Annotated in this window: 16 protein-coding genes; 7 read left to right on the forward strand and 9 right to left on the reverse strand. The window is 71.5% G+C overall.

Annotation, left to right across the window (positions count from 1 at the left end; translation table 11 throughout):
* Positions 1-34 precede the first annotated feature (34 nt).
* The 6 genes from ACIQ7Q_RS22150 (at position 35) to ACIQ7Q_RS22175 (ending at position 5,338) form a co-directional block, all read left to right on the forward strand.
* Positions 35-1,036 carry an SDR family NAD(P)-dependent oxidoreductase gene (locus tag ACIQ7Q_RS22150; RefSeq protein ID WP_403864619.1) on the forward strand — a complete coding sequence of 334 codons (1,002 nt, stop codon included), beginning with the start codon at positions 35-37 and terminating at the stop codon, positions 1,034-1,036.
* Positions 1,037-1,052: 16 nt separating this feature from the next.
* Positions 1,053-1,766, forward strand: a complete 714-nt coding sequence (locus tag ACIQ7Q_RS22155; protein ID WP_403864622.1) for an NDP-sugar synthase — start codon at positions 1,053-1,055, stop codon at positions 1,764-1,766.
* 6 nt (positions 1,767-1,772) lie between these two features.
* Entirely contained in the window at positions 1,773-2,696 is a 924-nt protein-coding gene (locus ACIQ7Q_RS22160; protein ID WP_403864625.1) for an NAD-dependent epimerase/dehydratase family protein, read from the forward strand.
* Positions 2,693-3,352: a spherulation-specific family 4 protein gene (locus tag ACIQ7Q_RS22165; RefSeq protein ID WP_403864628.1), complete on the forward strand. Its 660-nt coding sequence runs from the start codon at positions 2,693-2,695 to the stop codon at positions 3,350-3,352. Before ACIQ7Q_RS22160 ends, ACIQ7Q_RS22165 begins: the two co-directional genes overlap by 4 nt.
* Positions 3,349-4,134, forward strand: a complete 786-nt coding sequence (locus ACIQ7Q_RS22170; protein WP_403864631.1) for an endo alpha-1,4 polygalactosaminidase — start codon at positions 3,349-3,351, stop codon at positions 4,132-4,134. Before ACIQ7Q_RS22165 ends, ACIQ7Q_RS22170 begins: the two co-directional genes overlap by 4 nt.
* A 199-nt stretch (positions 4,135-4,333) precedes the next feature.
* Positions 4,334-5,338, forward strand: coding sequence for a DMT family transporter (locus ACIQ7Q_RS22175; protein ID WP_403864634.1), 1,005 nt, complete (start codon positions 4,334-4,336; stop codon positions 5,336-5,338).
* On the opposite strand, the gene ACIQ7Q_RS22180 is transcribed toward ACIQ7Q_RS22175, so the two are convergent.
* The 8 genes from ACIQ7Q_RS22180 to ACIQ7Q_RS22215 form a co-directional block, all read right to left on the reverse strand.
* On the reverse strand, positions 5,219-6,430 hold the full coding sequence (locus ACIQ7Q_RS22180) for a transglycosylase family protein (protein WP_403864637.1): 1,212 nt from the start codon (positions 6,428-6,430) through the stop codon (positions 5,219-5,221). The two genes, ACIQ7Q_RS22175 and ACIQ7Q_RS22180, sit on opposite strands and share 120 nt — an antisense overlap.
* 175 nt (positions 6,431-6,605) lie before the next feature.
* A complete protein-coding gene (locus ACIQ7Q_RS22185; RefSeq protein WP_403864640.1) occupies positions 6,606-7,862 on the reverse strand; it encodes an ROK family protein in 1,257 nt (418 codons plus the stop codon).
* Positions 7,863-8,007: 145 nt separating this feature from the next.
* Positions 8,008-8,913 carry a PfkB family carbohydrate kinase gene (locus tag ACIQ7Q_RS22190; RefSeq protein ID WP_403864643.1) on the reverse strand — a complete coding sequence of 302 codons (906 nt, stop codon included), beginning with the start codon at positions 8,911-8,913 and terminating at the stop codon, positions 8,008-8,010.
* Positions 8,910-9,899, reverse strand: a complete 990-nt coding sequence (locus ACIQ7Q_RS22195; RefSeq protein ID WP_403864646.1) for a zinc-dependent alcohol dehydrogenase family protein — start codon at positions 9,897-9,899, stop codon at positions 8,910-8,912. The genes ACIQ7Q_RS22190 and ACIQ7Q_RS22195 overlap by 4 nt, the downstream gene beginning before the upstream one ends.
* A complete protein-coding gene (locus tag ACIQ7Q_RS22200) occupies positions 9,896-10,771 on the reverse strand; it encodes a carbohydrate ABC transporter permease (RefSeq protein WP_403864649.1) in 876 nt (291 codons plus the stop codon). Before ACIQ7Q_RS22200 ends, ACIQ7Q_RS22195 begins: the two co-directional genes overlap by 4 nt.
* A complete protein-coding gene (locus ACIQ7Q_RS22205) occupies positions 10,768-11,775 on the reverse strand; it encodes a carbohydrate ABC transporter permease (protein WP_403864652.1) in 1,008 nt (335 codons plus the stop codon). Before ACIQ7Q_RS22205 ends, ACIQ7Q_RS22200 begins: the two co-directional genes overlap by 4 nt.
* The gene (locus tag ACIQ7Q_RS22210; RefSeq protein WP_403864655.1) at positions 11,772-13,127 is read right to left on the reverse strand and encodes an ABC transporter substrate-binding protein; all 1,356 of its coding nucleotides are present in this window, start codon (positions 13,125-13,127) and stop codon (positions 11,772-11,774) included. Before ACIQ7Q_RS22210 ends, ACIQ7Q_RS22205 begins: the two co-directional genes overlap by 4 nt.
* 114 nt (positions 13,128-13,241) lie before the next feature.
* The gene (locus tag ACIQ7Q_RS22215) at positions 13,242-14,003 is read right to left on the reverse strand and encodes a DeoR/GlpR family DNA-binding transcription regulator (protein WP_403864658.1); all 762 of its coding nucleotides are present in this window, start codon (positions 14,001-14,003) and stop codon (positions 13,242-13,244) included.
* 363 nt (positions 14,004-14,366) lie between these two features.
* Here ACIQ7Q_RS22215 and gndA point away from each other — a divergent pair, with 363 nt between their 5' ends.
* Positions 14,367-15,809, forward strand: a complete 1,443-nt coding sequence (gndA, locus tag ACIQ7Q_RS22220) for an NADP-dependent phosphogluconate dehydrogenase (RefSeq protein ID WP_403864661.1) — start codon at positions 14,367-14,369, stop codon at positions 15,807-15,809.
* Positions 15,810-16,296: 487 nt separating this feature from the next.
* Here the strand turns inward: gndA and ACIQ7Q_RS22225 are convergent, their stop codons facing one another.
* Positions 16,297-16,938 carry an aspartate/glutamate racemase family protein gene (locus tag ACIQ7Q_RS22225; RefSeq protein WP_403864664.1) on the reverse strand — a complete coding sequence of 214 codons (642 nt, stop codon included), beginning with the start codon at positions 16,936-16,938 and terminating at the stop codon, positions 16,297-16,299.
* Positions 16,939-17,065: the final 127 nt, after the last annotated feature.

The following is a 17,065-nucleotide window of genomic DNA, read 5'->3' on the forward strand; positions in this document are numbered from 1 at the left end:
CAACTCATCGACATCCACCACAGGAGTCTTCTTCGTGACACCGAACACGCTGGTCGCCGTCACCGGAGCAGAGGGATTCATCGGTTCGCATCTGACCGAGACCCTCGTCGCCGCGGGTTTCCGGGTCCGGGCCATGGCGCAGTACAACTCGTTCTCCTCCTACGGCTGGTTGGAGACCCTCGCCCCCGACGTGCTCGACCAGGTCGAGATCGTCCTCGGCGACGTCCGCGACCCCGGCTCCGTCCGGCAGCTCGTGGAGGGCGCGGAGGCGGTCTACCACCTCGCCGCCCTCATCGCGATCCCGTACTCCTACCAGGCACCGCACAGCTACGTCGACACGAATGTCACGGGCACGCTCAACGTCCTCGAGGCGGTGCGCCGGCTCGGCATCCCCCGGCTGGTACACACCTCCACCAGCGAGACGTACGGCACGGCGCGGACCGTGCCGATCACCGAGGACCACCCGATCAACACCCAGTCGCCGTACGCGGCGTCGAAGGCCGGCGGCGACCGGCTCGCCGACAGCTACCACGCCAGCTTCGGCACTCCGGTGGTGACGCTGCGGCCCTTCAACACGTTCGGACCGCGCCAGTCCATGCGGGCGGTCATCCCGACCGTCATCGGACAGGTCGCGGCGGGCGAGCGGACCATCACCCTCGGGGACCTACGGCCCACCCGCGACTTCCTCTACGTCAAGGACACCGCACGCGCCTTCTTCGCGGTGGGCACCGCGCCGGCGGAGGCGGTCGTCGGCCGCACCTTCAACGCCGGCACCGGCGGCGAGATCTCGGTCGGCGACATCACCTCAATGATCGGCAAGCTGATGGGCGTCGAACTCGAGGTGCGGGAGGACGAGCAGCGCATCAGGCCGGCGGCCTCCGAGGTGATGCGCCTGGTCGCCGACGCCTCCCGGCTGCGCGCCGCGACGGGCTGGGCGCCCGAGTACGGACTGGAGCACGGCCTCGGTCACACCATCGACTTCTTCCGCAACCCGGCCAACCTGGCCCGCTACAAGACCGGCATCTACAACATCTGACGGACAGGGGAAGCCCATGCACGCAGTGATACTCGCCGGAGGCAAGGGTGTCCGGCTCCGCCCGTACACGACCGCCCTGCCCAAGCCGCTGGTGCCCATCGGGGACCAGCACGCGATCCTGGAGATCGTGCTGCGGCAGCTCGCCGCAGCCGGCTTCACCAGCTGCACCATCGCGATCGGGCATCTGGGCCACATCATCCGCGCCTACGTCGGCAACGGCTCCCAATGGGGCATGCGCGTCGGCTACTCCACGGAGGACAGCCCGCTCGGCACGATGGGCCCGCTGCTCACGATGATGGACCGGCTGCCGGAGACGTTTCTCGTGATGAACGGGGACATCCTCACGGACCTGGACTACGGGGACGTGCTGACCCGGCACACCGCCTCCGGCGCGCCACTGACCGTGGCCACCTACGCGCGCAAGGTCTCGATCGACTTCGGCGTACTCACCACGGAGGCAGGTCGGGTCACCGGCTTCGCGGAGAAACCGAGCATGGACTACCGCGTCTCCATGGGCGTGTACGGACTGAGCAGAGACACCCTCGCCGGGTACACGCCGGGACTGCCGCTCGGCTTCGACGAACTGATGCTGGACCTGCTCAAGGCGGAACGCCCCCCGCACGCCTACGAGTTCGACGGCTATTGGCTGGACATCGGCCGGCCCGACGACTACGACCGGGCGAACGCCGAGTTCACCACCCACCGCGGCCTGCTGCTCAAGGGAGCGTGAGCGCCCATGCGCATCCTGCTGCTCGGGTCCACCGGATTTCTCGGCAGCGCGACCGCCGAGCGGTTGCGCGAAGTGCCGGGCGCGCGGCTGCTGCTCGGCGGCCGGGCTCCCGCTTCGGACCTGAAAATCGATCTGACCGCAGGCCCTGAGCTGCTCTCGCACGCGCTGCGCCGTGCGGCGCCCGACACGGTCGTCAATTGCGCGGGGCTGGTCGCAGGCAGCGCCGTGCAGATGACGGACGTCAACGCCCGAGGCCCTGCCGCCCTGTCCGAGGCGATGCGGGACACCGTCCCGGCCGCTCGGCTGGTCCATCTCGGGTCTGCGGCCGAGTACGGCCCCTCGGCAGACGGCGAGTCCCTCGCCGAGTCGGCCGCCACCCGGCCGCTCGGCCCCTACGGGGCGACGAAGCTGGCGGGCACCGTCTCCGTCACCGCTTCCGGCGTCGACTCCGTGGTGTTGCGGGTCTTCAACCCCGTCGGCCCCGGCGCCCCGGCGTCCGGGCTGCCGGGGCGGCTCGCCGCAGAGCTGCGGCGAGCCGGTGAGCAGGGCACGATTCGGGTGGGGGACCTGTCGGCGTACCGCGACTTCGTCGATGTGCGGGACGTCGCGGACGCCGTCGCGGCTGCGGCGAGCGCCGACGGTCCGCTGCCGCCGATCCTCAACATCGGCAGCGGACGGCCGACCCGGGTACGGGAACTGGCCGCTCTTCTGGTGCGAACAGCAGAGTTCGCGGGACGGCTCGACGAGGCCGGCGACGGCTCGACCCGTTCCGCCGCCGTGCAGTGGCAGTCGGCCGACATCTCGGCGGCCCGCGCCTCGCTCGGCTGGCGGCCGCGCCGCGAACTGGCGCAGTCCGTCGCCGACCTGTGGCAGTCACCGGAACCCAACCCGGTCGCCGGCCCCGTCCGTGCGGTGAACGGCCCGGCATGAAACTGCTCGTCCCCCTGTACGTCCACCCTTCCGTCGACCCTGCCGCCTGGCGGACGCTCGTCGACCGCGCTCCTGTGCTGTACGGCGTGGTGCTCAACGCCGCCGACGGCCCGGGCCGCACACCCGACGCCGCGTTCGCCCTGGCGGCCGGGGAGCTGCGCTCGGCAGGCGTGCGGGTCCTCGGTTACGTGGACACCGACTACGGGCGCCGTTCCGCGCGCGACGTGGCGGCCGACTACGAGCGGCACCGGGCCTGGTACGGCACGGACGGGTTCTTCCTCGACCAGGTCGCCCCCGACCAGGCCGGTGTGCGCCACTACCGGCGGCTCGCCCGGGCGGCCAGGGCCCACGGCGGGGCCACGCTCGCGCTCAATCCGGGCGTCCATCCGGCGCCCGGCTACGCGACGTTCGCCGATCTGCTTGTCACCTTCGAGGGCGGCTGGGAGGCGTATCACACGGTTCCGGCCGCGCCGCCGTGGACCAGGGCGCATCCGCCGGAGGCGTTCTGCCACCTTGTGCACGGCGTGCCGAGCGGTCTCTCGGGCCTCGCGGCCCGTACGGCCGAGCTGCGCGGGGCCGCGGTGCACTGCGCCGTCACGGGGCATGGGCCCAACCCGTGGTCGTCGCTGCCTCCCGCACTGCGCACCGTGTCATGAACAGCCGGCTGCGGGCGGTGGCCGCCGCTCTGACGCTGCTGCTGCTCGCCGCCTGCACGGCACCGGACGGCGGCGAGTCGGAACGGCGCTGGAGTCCGCGACCCGGCACGGCCTGGCAGTGGCAGCTCGACGGGCCGATCGACCACGGCGTCGACGTACCGGTCTACGACATCGACGGCTTCGAGAACGACGCGGCGACCGTGCGCAGGCTGCATCGCGAAGGCCGCAGAGTCATCTGCTACATCAACGCGGGGGCCTGGGAGGACTTCCGCCCCGACTCCGCCGGCTTCCCGCGGTCCGTCCTGGGGAAGCCCAACGGCTGGGCGGGCGAGCGCTGGCTGGACATCCGTCGACTGGACGTACTGCGGCCGCTGATGGCCGCGCGCGTGGAGCTGTGCCGTGAGCGGGGCTTCGACGCCGTCGAACCGGATCTGCTGGACGGCTACGTCAACGACACCGGTTTCGCGCTGACCGCCGCCCACCAGCTCGCCTACAACCGCATGATCGCGCGGCTGGCCCATGAGCGCGGCCTGTCGGTCGGGCTCAAGAACGACCTCGGCCAAGTGCCGGAACTGGTCGACGACTTCGACTTCGCGGTGAACGAGGAGTGCGCGCAGTACGGCGACTGCGCGTCGCTCACCCCGTTCGTCCAGGCGGGCAAAGCGGTTCTCCACGTCGAGTACGCGCTCGCGCTGGAACGCTTCTGCGGTCGGGCCGGGCAACTCGGCTTCAGCTCCATGCGCAAGAAGCTCGACCTGGGGGCGTGGCGCCGGCCCTGCTGAAAGAGACGGCGGGCCGGCCGCCGTACGGACGGCGTACGACGGCCGACCGGCTCCCCGGGCGTTGCAGCCGGCGCGCCTGCCGGGGTGCGCCCCCACCGGAAGGGGGACGGGGGGACTACACCCGTACTACGCCGGTAGTACGGCCAAGTGCGTGCTCAAGGACGACGACGTGAACGCCGAAGAGGGACAGGGTGGTCACATGAGTTCCCTCGCGCTGTCCGTGACCCTGTCACTGGTCTCCGCGGTCGCCTACGCGGCCGGGGCGATCCTGCAGGAACACGTGGCGACCGCCACGCCCTCACGGCCGTACGCGCCGCTCCACCAGGCACACTGGTGGGCCGCCGTGGCCCTGAACGGCGTGGGAGCGGTGCTGCACGTGGTGGCCCTGGCGTACGGTCCGCTGAGCCTGGTTCAGCCGTTGGGAGCCCTGACCATCGTCTTCGCGCTGCCGATGGCCGCGCTCTTCGTACGCCGCGGGGCGGGTGCCACCGCCTGGCGCGGCGCGATCATGGCGACGGTCGGCCTCGCCGGACTGCTCGCCCTGACCGGGGAGACGGACTCCCGCTCGCTGGGCGACGCAGAACGAGGCGTGCTGGCCGCGGCGACCCTGGGCACGGTGGCGCTCGTCTTCCTGGTCGCCCAGAGCGTCCACCGGCCCATCACCCGCAGCGTGCTGCTGGCCGGAGCGGCGGGTATCGCCTTCGGGCTCGGTTCCGTGTTCACCAAATCGGTGGCCGTCGACTGGCTGTGGAAATCGCCGCTCGACCAGTGGCCCAGCCTCGTGGCCATCGCCGCGCTGGCCGCGGGCGGCCTGCTGCTGTCGCAGGCGTCGTACCGGGGCGCGGGGCTCGCGGCGCCGCTCGCGACGGTCACCGTCGTCAACCCGGTCGTGGCGGTGGTCGTGGGCATCACCCTGTTCGGCGAGGACTTCCGTTACGGCGTGGCGGGCACCGTCCTCGCGCTCGGCTGCGGTGTGGTGGCTGCCGGCGGTCTGATCCTGCTGACGGTCGAGCGGCTCGGCCACGGCGCGGCGTCCGGGGCCGACCGCCTGCCGGCCGGGCCGGACGGACGCGTCGCGCGCCCGTCAGATCGACACGCCGCGCGCCCTGAGGTAGGCGAGGGGGTCGATGTCCGAGCCGTACCCGGGACCCGTACGGATCTCGAAGTGGAGATGCGGACCCGTGCTGTTGCCGGTGGATCCTGAACGGGCGATCCGCTGCCCCGCGCCCACCTGCTGTCCCGACCGCACAGTGAGCGCGGACAGGTGCGCGTACTGGCTGTACCTGCCGTCGCTGTGCCGGATGACGATCTCGTAGCCGTACGCACCGCCCCAGCCGGCCGAGACGACCTTGCCGGCGGCGACCGCCTTCACCGAAGTGCCGGTGGGAACGGGGAAGTCCACGCCTGTGTGATAGCCGCTCGACCACGAGGAACCGGCCTTGCGGTAGGCCGTGGAGGGACCGGCGGCGACGGGCGCGCTGAAACCGGCGCGGGGGGCGGGCTTGGGGGCGGCGGCGGGTTCGGCCTGCGGCTTGGGCTTCGGGTTCGGGGCCTTCTGCTGCTGGGGCTCGGGCTTCGGCTCGGGGGCGGTCTGCTGCGGCTTGGGCTTCGCCGCCGGACGGTCCGGAGCCGGGCGCTGCGGGGCGGCCTTGCCCCGCAGGGTCAGCCGTTGGCCCGGGAAGATCAGATCGGGATCGTCTCCCACCACGGTGCGGTTCTGCGCGTACAGCTGCTGCCAGCCGCCTTTGACGCGTTGTGCGGCGGCGATCCCGGAAAGCGAGTCGCCCTGGGCAACCGTGTAGCCCTCGCGCTGCGTCGGGACCGTCGTCGGGGACGCGGCCGGTCTCTGCGTGAGCCGTTTGGGCGGCGCGGCTTCCTGCGACCGGTGCCGCGCCGGCTCGACGTCCGGGCGGTCCCCGCCACGGGTCAGCCCCGCCTTCGACGAGCACGTGGGCCATGCGCGCGGGCCCTGACCGTCGAGGACCTTCTCCGCGACCGCTATCTGCTGGTCCTTGGTGGCCAGATCCGCGCGTGGTGCGTACTGTCGGCCGCCGTACGCCTCCCAGGTGGACTGACTGAACTGGAGCCCGCCGAAGTAGCCGTTGCCGGTGTTGATCCGCCAGTTGCCGGTCGACTCGCAGGCCGCGACCTTCTCCCACACGTCGACCGACGCCGCGTGCGCGGACCCGGCGCCCACGAGGGGCAGCGCGATGCCGGCGCCGCCGGCGGTGACGGTGAGCGAAGCCCGGTTGATGCGGCTCGGCTGATATCGGCGGTGCCGCCCGGTTCCGGCCATGGTGAACTCCCCCTGGAACGCGCTTGGTCTGTCGCAATCGGCCAACTTATGGGCGTTCATGGGGCAGTGACAAGGCTTCAGGTCAATGGTGGCTGATTCCCGTTTCCGGGCGTGGCCCGTGGGGCGAGGCGCTGCCACGAGGACAGGCCCTGCGGGTACGGGCGCGCCCCAGGGGTCACACCTTCGGGGGGCGGGCACCACCGCGGGTGAGGAAGTCGGAGAGGGGAAGCGTCGCCGCGCCCACCGTCACCGCGTCCGCTCCGAGCCGGCCCAGCTCGATCGTCGTGCGCGACGCGGCATGGTGGAGGGCGTACGCGGTGGCGTAGCGCCGCACTTCGGGGAGGAGGTGCGGGCCGAGCAGCAGGCCCGCCCACCCGCCGAGCAGGATGCGTTCGGGCCGGAAGAGGTTGATCAGGTCCGCGACCGCCGCGCCCAGGTACTCGGCCGTGTCGCCGAGAAGGGAGAGCGCCACGGGGTCGCCTGCCTCCCCTTCCGTCCCCGTGGGGTACGCCGCCGCCAGCAGCGCCGCCAGCGCCGTCTCGTCGTCCGCGTCGGCCGCCGGCGGCCCGCCCGCCTCCCGCCAGCGCTCCCGGAGCGCTTCCGCACCGGCGTACGCCTCCAGGCACCCCTGGGAGCCGCAGCGGCAGCGCCGGCCGCGGACGTGTACGGTCGTGTGGCCCCATTCGAGGGCGCTTGTGCGGGCGTTCTCGTCGGGCGTGGCGGAGTGGACGACGCACGCGCCGACGCCGGAGCCGATGAGCGCGACGGCGGCGGTGGCCGCGCCGCGCCCGCCGCCGAACCACATCTCCGCCTGCCCCAGGGTCTTCGCGCCGTTGTCGACGAACAGCGGTGTTTCCGGCGGGATTTCGACGGTGTCGCGCAGCATCCGCTCCAGCGGGACACCACTCCAGCCGATGGTCTGGCCGTGGACGACGGCGCCGCCGGCGGCCGCGGACCGCTCGATGAGGCCGGGCACGCCGACGCCGATGCCGAGGAGCCTGCCGGGGTCGGCGTCGGCCTCGCGCAGGACGTCGGCGACGCAGTCGCGGACGTGGGCGACGATGCGGTCGACGTCGTAGCCGTGCTGGGCGAGCAGCCTTTCGGCGCGGGCCAGTTCGGTGAGCGAGAGGTCGAAGAGCTCGACGCGTACGCGGGTCTCGCCGATGTCGACACCGATGAGCAGACCGCTCGCCGGGGCGACGCGCAGGAGCGTGCGGGGCCTGCCGCCGTCGGATTCGACGCTGCCGGCCTCCTCGAGGACGCCTTCGGCGACGAGTTCGGCGACGACGTTGCTGATGGAGCCCGAGCTCAGTCCGGTGGCCGGGCCGAGCTCATGGCGGCTCAACGGGCCGTCGAAGTACAGTCGTTGCAGGACTCGGGCGCGGTTACCCCGCCGCAGGTCACGCACTGTACGTCTGTTGCGTTCCGCCATGGTGCTCCTTTCCTGCACGCAAGATACCCCGGCCCCGCGGCAGGCTTCCATCACCCCTTAAGTCATGCCGAAAATTAAGCCTTGGTGACAGTGCCCCCAACGGTCGGTGCCGGTGGGGGCACTGGCGTCCGCCGTGGCGGCCCGGTCAGAGCGGGGCCGCCGCGGCCGGCTCCGTGCCGGCCTGCGCGCAGACGGTGGCGGCCACCCGCGAGGCGTGGGCCAGCATGGCCCCGGTCTCCGCAGGCGACAGGTCGAGACGCCAGGACGCGGAGGCGAGCCACGCGAGGACACCGGCCATGAAGGCGTCACCGGCGCCGATGGTGTTGACCACCTCCACGGGTACGGCGGGAGCCTCGACCGGCGGGTGCCGTGAGGTGTACGCGGTGCTGCCCAGCGCGCCGCGTGTCATGACGACCAGCCGTCCGCCTGCGGCCAGTTCGCGGCAGGCGTCGGCGGGCGCCCGGTCCGGCCACAGCCGGGCCACGTCCTCGTCGCTGGCCTTGACCACATGCGCGGCCGTGCACAGGTCGCGGAGCACGGCGAGGCTCCGCCGCGCATCCAGGCTGCGGTCCTCGCGCACGTTGGGGTCGACGACGAGCAGCCCGTCGCGGGCGGCGGCGCGGGCCGTCGCGGCGACGGCGGACGCGGCCGGTTCGACGACGGCCGCGAGGCCACCGGCGTACACCGCGCCGAAGCGTGTCGCGTCCCCGGCCCGGTCCTGCAGTTCGAACGTGGCCGTGTGCGCGGTGTGGAAGTGGTAGGCGGTGCCGCCGGGGCGGACGTCGGCGACAGCGAGGGTGGTCGGCAGGTCCGAGCGTCCGCACAGGCTGAGGTCGACGCCCGCGCCGGTGAGCCTGTGTTCGATGCTCCGCGCGAAGGCATCGCCCCCGAGGGTGCCCGCGAAGGCGACCGGTGTGCCGAGGCGGGCAAGACCCACGGCGACGTTGGCGGGTGCTCCGCCGGGCTGCGCGCGGAGCGCCGCCCGATCGTCCGGCTCCGGTACGAGGTCGATCAGGGCCTCGCCCAGGACGAGTACTGCGTCGCGGCTCACGGCTCCACCACGATCTTGCGGCCCCGGCCCGCCTGGAAGTGTTCGATGGCCTGCGGGTACTGGTCGAGCGGGAGCCGGTCGCTGATGAAGATCGACGGGTCGAGCACGCCGGACGCGAACAGTGCGGCGGCCCGCTCGTAGCTGTGCAGTACCGCCATGGAGCCGGTGATGGTGATCTCCTGGTTGTAGATGCGGTACGGCTCGATGACGGCCGTGGTCGCGTAGTCGGCGACCCCGAACTGCAGGAACGTGCCGCCCTTGGCCACCCGTCCCAGGCCGTCCTGGATGGCCTTGGCGTTGCCGGTCGCGTCGATGACGACGTCCCAGCCGCCGGGGCGGTCGAGTTCTTCGGCGGACGCCGCCGTGCGGGAGCAGCCGAGGAGCCCGGCGGTGGCGAGCCGGTCGGAGTTCACGTCGAGGACGTCGACGCCGGCCGCGCCGGTGCGCTTGGCGAGCTCCAGCATCATCAGGCCCATCGTGCCGGAGCCGTAGATGAGGACTTCGGCGCCCAGGGTGCCGCTGAGCACGTCGTAGCCGCGTACGGCGCAGGACAGCGGCTCGATGAGGGCGGCGTCCTTGACGTCGATGTGGCCCGGCAGCTTCACGCAGTTGGCGACGGGCGCGACGGCGTACTCCGCTGCCCCTCCGGGAACGGTGACGCCGATGGCGGCCCAGCGGTCGCAGAGGTTGCCGCGGCCGCTGCGGCAGTAGCGGCATTCGTGGCAGTGCAGCGACGGGTCGACGGCGACCAGGTCGCCCACGGTCAGTTCGGTGACGTCCTTGCCGATGCCGACGACCTCTCCGGCGAACTCGTGGCCGGGGACGATCGGCAGGGTGGGCGCGAACTCGCCCTGCAGGATGTGCAGATCGGTACCGCACAGTCCGCACGAGGCGACGGAGACGACGACGTCCCTGGGCCCCGGGGTGGGGTCGGGCAGGACCTGGACGGTGACCTTGCCGGGGGCTTCGACGATCGCTGCCCTCATTTGACGGCTCCAAGAGACAGGCCCTGGACGAGTTTGTCCTGGGCGGCGTAGCCGGCGGCGAGCACCGGCAGGGACACGACGACGGACGCGGCGCACAGCTGGGCGAGGAAGAGCCCCTGGCTGGTGACGAATCCGGTCAGGTGGACCGGGGCGGTCTGAGCGACGACGCCGGTGAGCACGCGGGCGAACAGCAGTTCGTTCCAGCTGAAGATGAAGCAGATCAGTGCGGTGGCGGCGATGCCGGGGCCGGCGACGGGGGCCACGACCCTGGCGAGCACGGTGGGCAGTCGTGCGCCGTCGACCTGGGCGGCCTCGATGATGGAGACGGGGACGTCGGCGAGGAACGACTGCATCATCCACACCGCGATCGGCAGGTTCATCGAGGTGTAGAGGATGACGAGGAGCCAGACGTTGTCCAGCATCCCGATGTTCTTGGCGAACAGGTAGACGGGAAGCAGTCCGGCGACGACCGGCAGCATCTTGGTGGACAGGAAGAAGAACATCACGTCCGTCCACTTGCGCACCCGCCTGATGGAGAGCGCGTACGCGGCGGGCAGAGCGAGCATCAGCACGAGGACCGTGGAGAAGACGGACGCCGACAGCGAGTTGATGAGGGGAGGCCACGGTGTGGGGCCGTCCCCGCCGCCGAAGAACTCCCGGTAGCCGTCGAGGGTGAGGGAGGCGGCGAGCGACGGAGGGTTCGTGGCGGCATCCGCCTCCGAGTGGAAGGAGGTGAGCACCATCCACAGGGCCGGCAGGCAGAAGGCGATGCCGGTGATCCAGGCCAGCAGCCCGAGGGCCGCGGAGCGGCGCCGTGCCTTGCGGGCGGCGGGCGGCAGCTGGTGCTGCGGCGGGAGCGAGGCAGTGGTCATGCGCGGGTCGCCTCCTCACGGAAGAGGGACGAGACCGCCCGGAGTGCGAACGTCGCGATGACGATGGTGCCGATCACGACGACGACTCCCGCGGCGGACGCCAGTCCGTACTCGTGGGCCTGATAGAAGGTCTGGTAGATCGTGTACGGGAGGTTGGCGGTGCCGAGGCCGCCCGAGGTGAGGGTGAAGACGGCGTCGAAGTTCTGCACGATGTACACCGAGCCGAGCAGGATGCCGAGTTCCAGGTAGCGGCGCAGGTGCGGCAGGGTCAGATAGCGGAAGGTCTGCCAGGTGCCCGCGCCGTCCAGCCGCGCGGCCTCGATCATCTCGGCCGGCCGGCTCTGCAGCCCGGCGAGCAGGATCAGCATCATGAACGGTGTCCACTGCCACACCAGGGCCGCCTCGACGGCGAGCAGCGGCATCTGTGAGATCCAGTCGGGCTGGGCCGGTGATTCGACGCCGAACAGGCCGGCGGCCCAGTTGAGGGCGCCGTTGAACAGTCCGTACTCGGGGTTGTAGAGCGCGTGCTTCCACAGCAGGGCGGCGGAGACGGGCACCAGCAGGAACGGTGTGATGAGCAGGGTGCGCACCATGCCGCGGCCGAAGAAGCTGCGGTCGAGCAGCAGCGCGAAAAGAAGTCCGAGGACCACGCTCGCGACCACGACGCTCGCGGTGAGCAGCACGGTGGTGAGGACCGACTCGCGCAGTGCGGGGTCCGTGAATACGGAGCCGTAGTTGGAGAGCCCGGTGAAGGCGCGTTCGTCCGGGTCGAGGGAGTTCCAGTCGAAGAGGGATATGACGAGCGTCGCCACGAACGGCAGTTGGGTGACGGCGATCAGGAACACGAGCGCGGGCAGCAGCGGCGCTCTGGTCGCCCAGGCGCGCATCCGGTCACCGCCTCGGCCTGCGCGCGACGTGGGCTCGGAGGGCCGGCTCGCGGTCGCTGTGCCCGTGCGTGGGCCGGGGGGCGTGCTGTTCGGTGGGCTACTGAGGGATGTACTCACTGGTACTCCTTGGCGACCTTCTCGGCCAGTGACTGCGAGGCCTTGAGGGCCTGCGCGACGGACTGGCGGCCGGCGATGGCCGCGCTTATCTCCTGGGAGACCTTGGTCCCGAGGTCGGTGAACTCGGGGATGCCGACGAACTGGATGCCCGCGGTGGGGCGCGGCTGGGTGCCGGGGTTCAGCGGATCGGCGCTGGAGATGGCCTTCTCGGTGACGTCCGCGAACGCCGCGGCGGCCTTCTCGTACTCGGGACGGTCATAGGTGGAGGCCCGCTTTCCGGCGGGTACGTTTGCCCAGCCGCTCTCCTCGCCCACCAGGGCCTCGTACTTCTTGCCCGAGGCCCAGGAGATGAACTTCCACGCCTTGTCGGGTTTCTTGGAAGCCTTCTGCATGCCCCATGCCCAGGTGTAGAGCCAGCCGGAGCTGTCGGTCTTCTCGACCGGGGCCGGTACGTAGCCGATCCTGCCCTTCACGGGTGAGCCGGCCGCCTCCAGCGATCCGGCGCCGGCGGTCGCGTCGTACCACATGGCGGTCTTGCCCTGGGTCATGTTGTTGAGGCACTCGGCGTAGCCTGACTGGGCGGCGCCGGACTCGCCGTGCCTCCGCACCAGGTCGACGTAGAACTCGGTGGCCTTCGTGAACTCGGGTGAGTCCAGCCGCGCCTCCCAGTCCTGGGTGAACCAGGTGCCGCCCATGGTGTTGACGACGGTGGTGAGCGGCGCGACGACCTCACCCCAGCCGGGCAGGCCGCGCAGACAGATGCCCTTCATCCCCTTCTCGGCGCCGTCCGTCTTTGCGGCGAGGTCGGCCACCTGCTGCCAGGTGGGCCTCGCGGGCATGGTCAGGCCCTTGGCGGCGAAGACGTCCTTTCGGTACATCAGGAAGGACGACTCACCGTAGAACGGTTCCGCGTAGAGCTTTCCGCCGTAGGTGAGCGACTGGGCGACCGGCTTCAGGATGTCGTCCTGGTCGAAGGCCGTGTCCGTGCGGGTGTAGGTGTCGAGCGGGTGGAGCCAGCCGTTCTCCGCGAAGAACGGGACCTCGAAGTTGCTGATGGTGGCGAGGTCGTACTGGCCGGCCTGATGGGAGAAGTCCTGGCTGATCTTGTCGCGCACGTCGTTCTCCGGGAGCACGGTGAAGTTGACCTTGATGCCGGTCTCCTTCGTGAAGTGCCGTGCCGTCAGCTTCTGCAGCTCGACCATCTGCGGGTTGTTGACCATGAGCACGTTGAGCGCGTCACCTCCGCCGAAGGAGGTGCCGCCTGCTCCGGCGCATCCCGCGACAAGGGCCATGGCTGCCGCGCCCGCGCCCACACGTACGCGGATCCCACGTCGTCGTCGTTGGTGGGGCATGTGTTCTCCTGATCAGTGGTAGCGGCTCTGTTCAGCCCGTCTCCGGGCATGCCGGACCTGCCCCGGGCGGGCTCGGGCGCGGCGGGTACGGCTGTCGGTCCTGGTGGCTGGGGGTCAGACGCGGATGACCTGCGGTCCCAGCAGCGAATAGCGCTGGGCCTCGGCCGAGGGCAGGCCGGCGTCGGTGACGACGGCCTCGAAGTCCGCGACGTCGGCGAATCGGCAGAAACTCACCGCGCCGAACTTGGTGTGCACGCCGGTGAAGATCCGGCGGCGTGCGCTGCGCATGGCCTGGGCCTTCACCTCGCTGACCGCCGGATCGGGCGTGGTCAGGCCGTACTCGCGGGAGATGCCGTTCGCGCCGACGTACGCCAGGTCGATGACGAAGCCGGCGAGCATCTTGGTGGCCCAGTGGTCAACCGTGGCCATGGTCCCGCCGCGGACACGTCCGCCGAGCAGCAGCACGGCGATCTTCTCGGCGTCGGCGAGGACCGTCGCCACCGCGAGAGAGGCGGTGACCACGGTCAGCTGGCGGTCGCGCGGCAGGGCTTCGGCGACGAGCTGCGGGGTGAAGCCCTCGTCGACGAAGACGGTCTCCGCGTCGCCGAGCAGATCGGCGGCGGCCGCCGCGATCCTCGACTTCTGCGGCACGTGCCGGGTGGTGCGCATGGCGAGCGTCGTCTCGAAGCCGGCGCTCTCGACCGGATAGGCACCACCGTGGGTGCGCCGGACCAGTCCGTGCTCCTCCAAGGTGTGGAGGTCGCGGCGGATGGTCTCCTTGGCCACCTTGAAGTCGGCGGCCAGCCGGTTGACGTCGACCGACCCGTCCCGTCGGGCCGTATCGAGAATTCCCCGTCGGCGTTCCTCGGTGTCCACGACACACATCCCTGGTTGTGCTGGTGTGCTTCCGCTGTTTGTTCCGGGCCTGCGGCGTCCGTTCGGGCCCGCGTGTCGTTTGTACAAGCAGTCGTGGCCGCTCGACCAGCTTCTTCGCGGCATGTGCTGTGCCCGTTCGTGCCCGTTTCCGGGGTGCTGTCGTCCCTGGTCGCGGGGGTGCCGGACCTTCCGGTCGCCCCGGGCCGCGCCCGCTTGGTACCCCGCCCGAGCCCGAACGGCGCCCGCGGGCGGAGAATGACCGGGTGCGGAAGCTTCCGTACGGCTTGAGGATCGATGAATGGCCTGCTCCGCCCATACGTATTCGTAGGGGCGGCATATTCCTAGACTTCCAGGAGCACACGCATGAGTGGAACAGCTCGGATCGGCGTCACGGGTCTCGCGGTGATGGGCCGCAATCTCGCTCGTAACTTCGCCCGCAACGGCTTCACGGTGGCCGTGCACAACCGGACAGCCGCGAAGACCCGCGCTCTGGTGGAGGAGTTCGGTCACGAGGGCACGTTCGTCGCCGCCGAGTCGGCGGAGGAGTTCGTCGCGGCGCTGGAACGCCCGCGCCGCCTGGTCATCATGGTCAAGGCGGGCGAGGCGACGGACGCGGTGATCGAGGAGTTCGCGCCGCTGCTCGAGGAGGGCGACGTCATCATCGACGGCGGCAACGCCCACTTCGCCGACACCCGGCGCCGCGAGAAGGAGCTGCGGGAGCGCGGCATCCACTTCGTGGGCGTGGGCATCTCCGGCGGCGAGGAGGGCGCACTGCACGGCCCGAGCATCATGCCGGGCGGCTCCGCCGAGTCGTACGCCTCCCTCGGCCCGCTGCTGGAGAAGATCGCGGCCAAGGCCCCGGACGGCACGCCGTGCGTCACCCATGTCGGGCCGGACGGTGCGGGTCACTTCGTGAAGATGGTTCACAACGGCATCGAGTACGCCGACATGCAGCTCATCGCCGAGGCCTACCACCTGCTGCGCGCCGTAGCGGGCTACTCCCCCGAGCAGATCGCGGAGACCTTCCGCACCTGGAACACCGGCCGGCTCGACTCGTACCTCATCGAGATCACCGCGGAGGTCCTCGCACATACGGACGCGGCGACGGGCAAGCCGTTCGTCGACGTCGTCATGGACCAGGCGGAACAGAAGGGCACAGGTCGCTGGACGGTGCAGATCGCGCTGGACCTCGGGGTGCCGGTCTCGGGAATCGCCGAGGCGGTCTTCGCGCGCTCACTGTCGGGACACGCGGACCTGCGGGACGCCTCGCGCGCACTCCCCGGGCCGCAGCCGAAGCCGCTCGACGAGCAGGAAGCGGGCCGGTTCGCGGACCAGGTTGAGCAGGCGCTGTACGCGTCCAAGATCGTGTCGTACACGCAGGGCTTCCACCAGGTCCAGGCAGGCAGTGATGCCTACGACTGGGGCGTGGACGCCGGTTCGGTGGCCGCGATCTGGCGGGCCGGATGCATCATCCGGGCGGCGTTCCTCGACCGGATCCGCGGGGCGTACGACGAGCGGCACGACCTCCCGAGCCTGCTGGCCGACAAGCAGTTCGCCGAGGAGATGGGCGCGGCGCAGGACGACTGGCGCGAGGTCGTGGCGACGGCCGCCCGTCAGGGCGTGCCCACGCCGGGCTTCTCCGCGGCGCTCGCCTACTATGACGCCCTGCGCGCGGAGCGGCTGCCCGCCGCCCTGACACAGGGCCAGCGCGACTTCTTCGGCGCGCACACCTACCGGCGTACCGACCGGGAGGGGTCGTTCCACACTCTCTGGGGCGGCGACCGCTCGGAGGTGGAGGCGGGCTGATCTGCCCGTTCGCTCCGCTCGGACCGGTCCGGCCTGACGAACCGGTCCGAGCGGACCCGTTCGTCAGGGACCGGCCGGCCCCGGCTGGGGCTCCGGTTCAGGTGCCGGGACGGGCTCCGGCCCCGGCCCGGGCGGTTGAGGGATCGGGTCCGGTGAAGGCACGGGCGGCGGGCTCGGGGTCGGCACCGGACCGGGCAGCGGACCCGGGTCCGGCGGCGCCCCGGGGTCGGGCGTGGGCACCGGCGGTGCGGGGTCTGGGTACGGGTGGGTCATGCCGGGCCTCCATGGTGCGAAGTCGTGCGTTCCCATGTCTCCAGATCCGCGTTCCCAAGCTCGCCCGATCCACTCGCCGGGCGCGGCGGCGATCGCACCGGCCGCCGTGCCCGCGCCGCGCGGAGGGACCGTGCTCAGGCGCCGGGCCGCGCCGGGCATCGCTCAGGAGCCGGGCCGTGCTCAGGCGCCGGGCCGCTCAGGAGCCGGGCCGTGCTCAGGCGCCGCCGGCAGCCGCCGCGGCGACAGCCGCTGCCGCCCGGAAGCCCGGCTCCGGGCTGGAGAGCACGGGCAGCGCCCCGCCGACGCGGGCGGCTGCCTCCGCCATCGACGCCTGCGCGAGCACGACGACATCGGCGTCGCTCACGTCGTCCACGGCGGCTGCTACGGCGTCGATGTAGCCGTCACGGTCGCCTGCCTCGAAGCGTTCCCATGCGCCCTCGACGAGCAGCGTGCGCAGTGCGAGGTCGCGGCCTGCGGCCTCGTCCCTGATGAGGGCGACCGTCGGTTCGAGTGTGCTGCCCTGCGTCGCGACCACGACGATCCGTCGGTACCCGGCCGCCTCGGCGGCCATCGGCCGGTCGACCCGGAGCACGGGCACACCGAGCCCGGGCGCCAACGCCTCCGCGACGCCGCCGATCGTCGAACAGGTGCACAGCACGGCACACGCGCCGTCCGCGACCGCTCCGGCGAGAACGTCGGAAACGGCGGGCCGGACGGCGTCCGGCCCTTCGCATGCCGCGCGGGCCAGCAGGTTCTCGTGCACGAGGTGCCGCATCGCCAGGGACGGATGGTGCGTGTCCCTCAGGGCGTCGAAGACGGGCACGTGGACCGGGGAGGTGTGGAGCAGCGCCAGCATGATCACGAGACTAGCCCGGAGGTCTTCCACAACATTGCAATCGGTGCTGCCTCGGGGACCACGTTCGGATCTCCGAACCTCCAGGCCGAGTGGATGGTGCCGTGAACAGCATCCGTGACGGCCTTTT

The organism is Streptomyces sp. NPDC096176, assembly GCF_044763255.1.
Classification (GTDB): Bacteria; Actinomycetota; Actinomycetes; order Streptomycetales; family Streptomycetaceae; genus Streptomyces.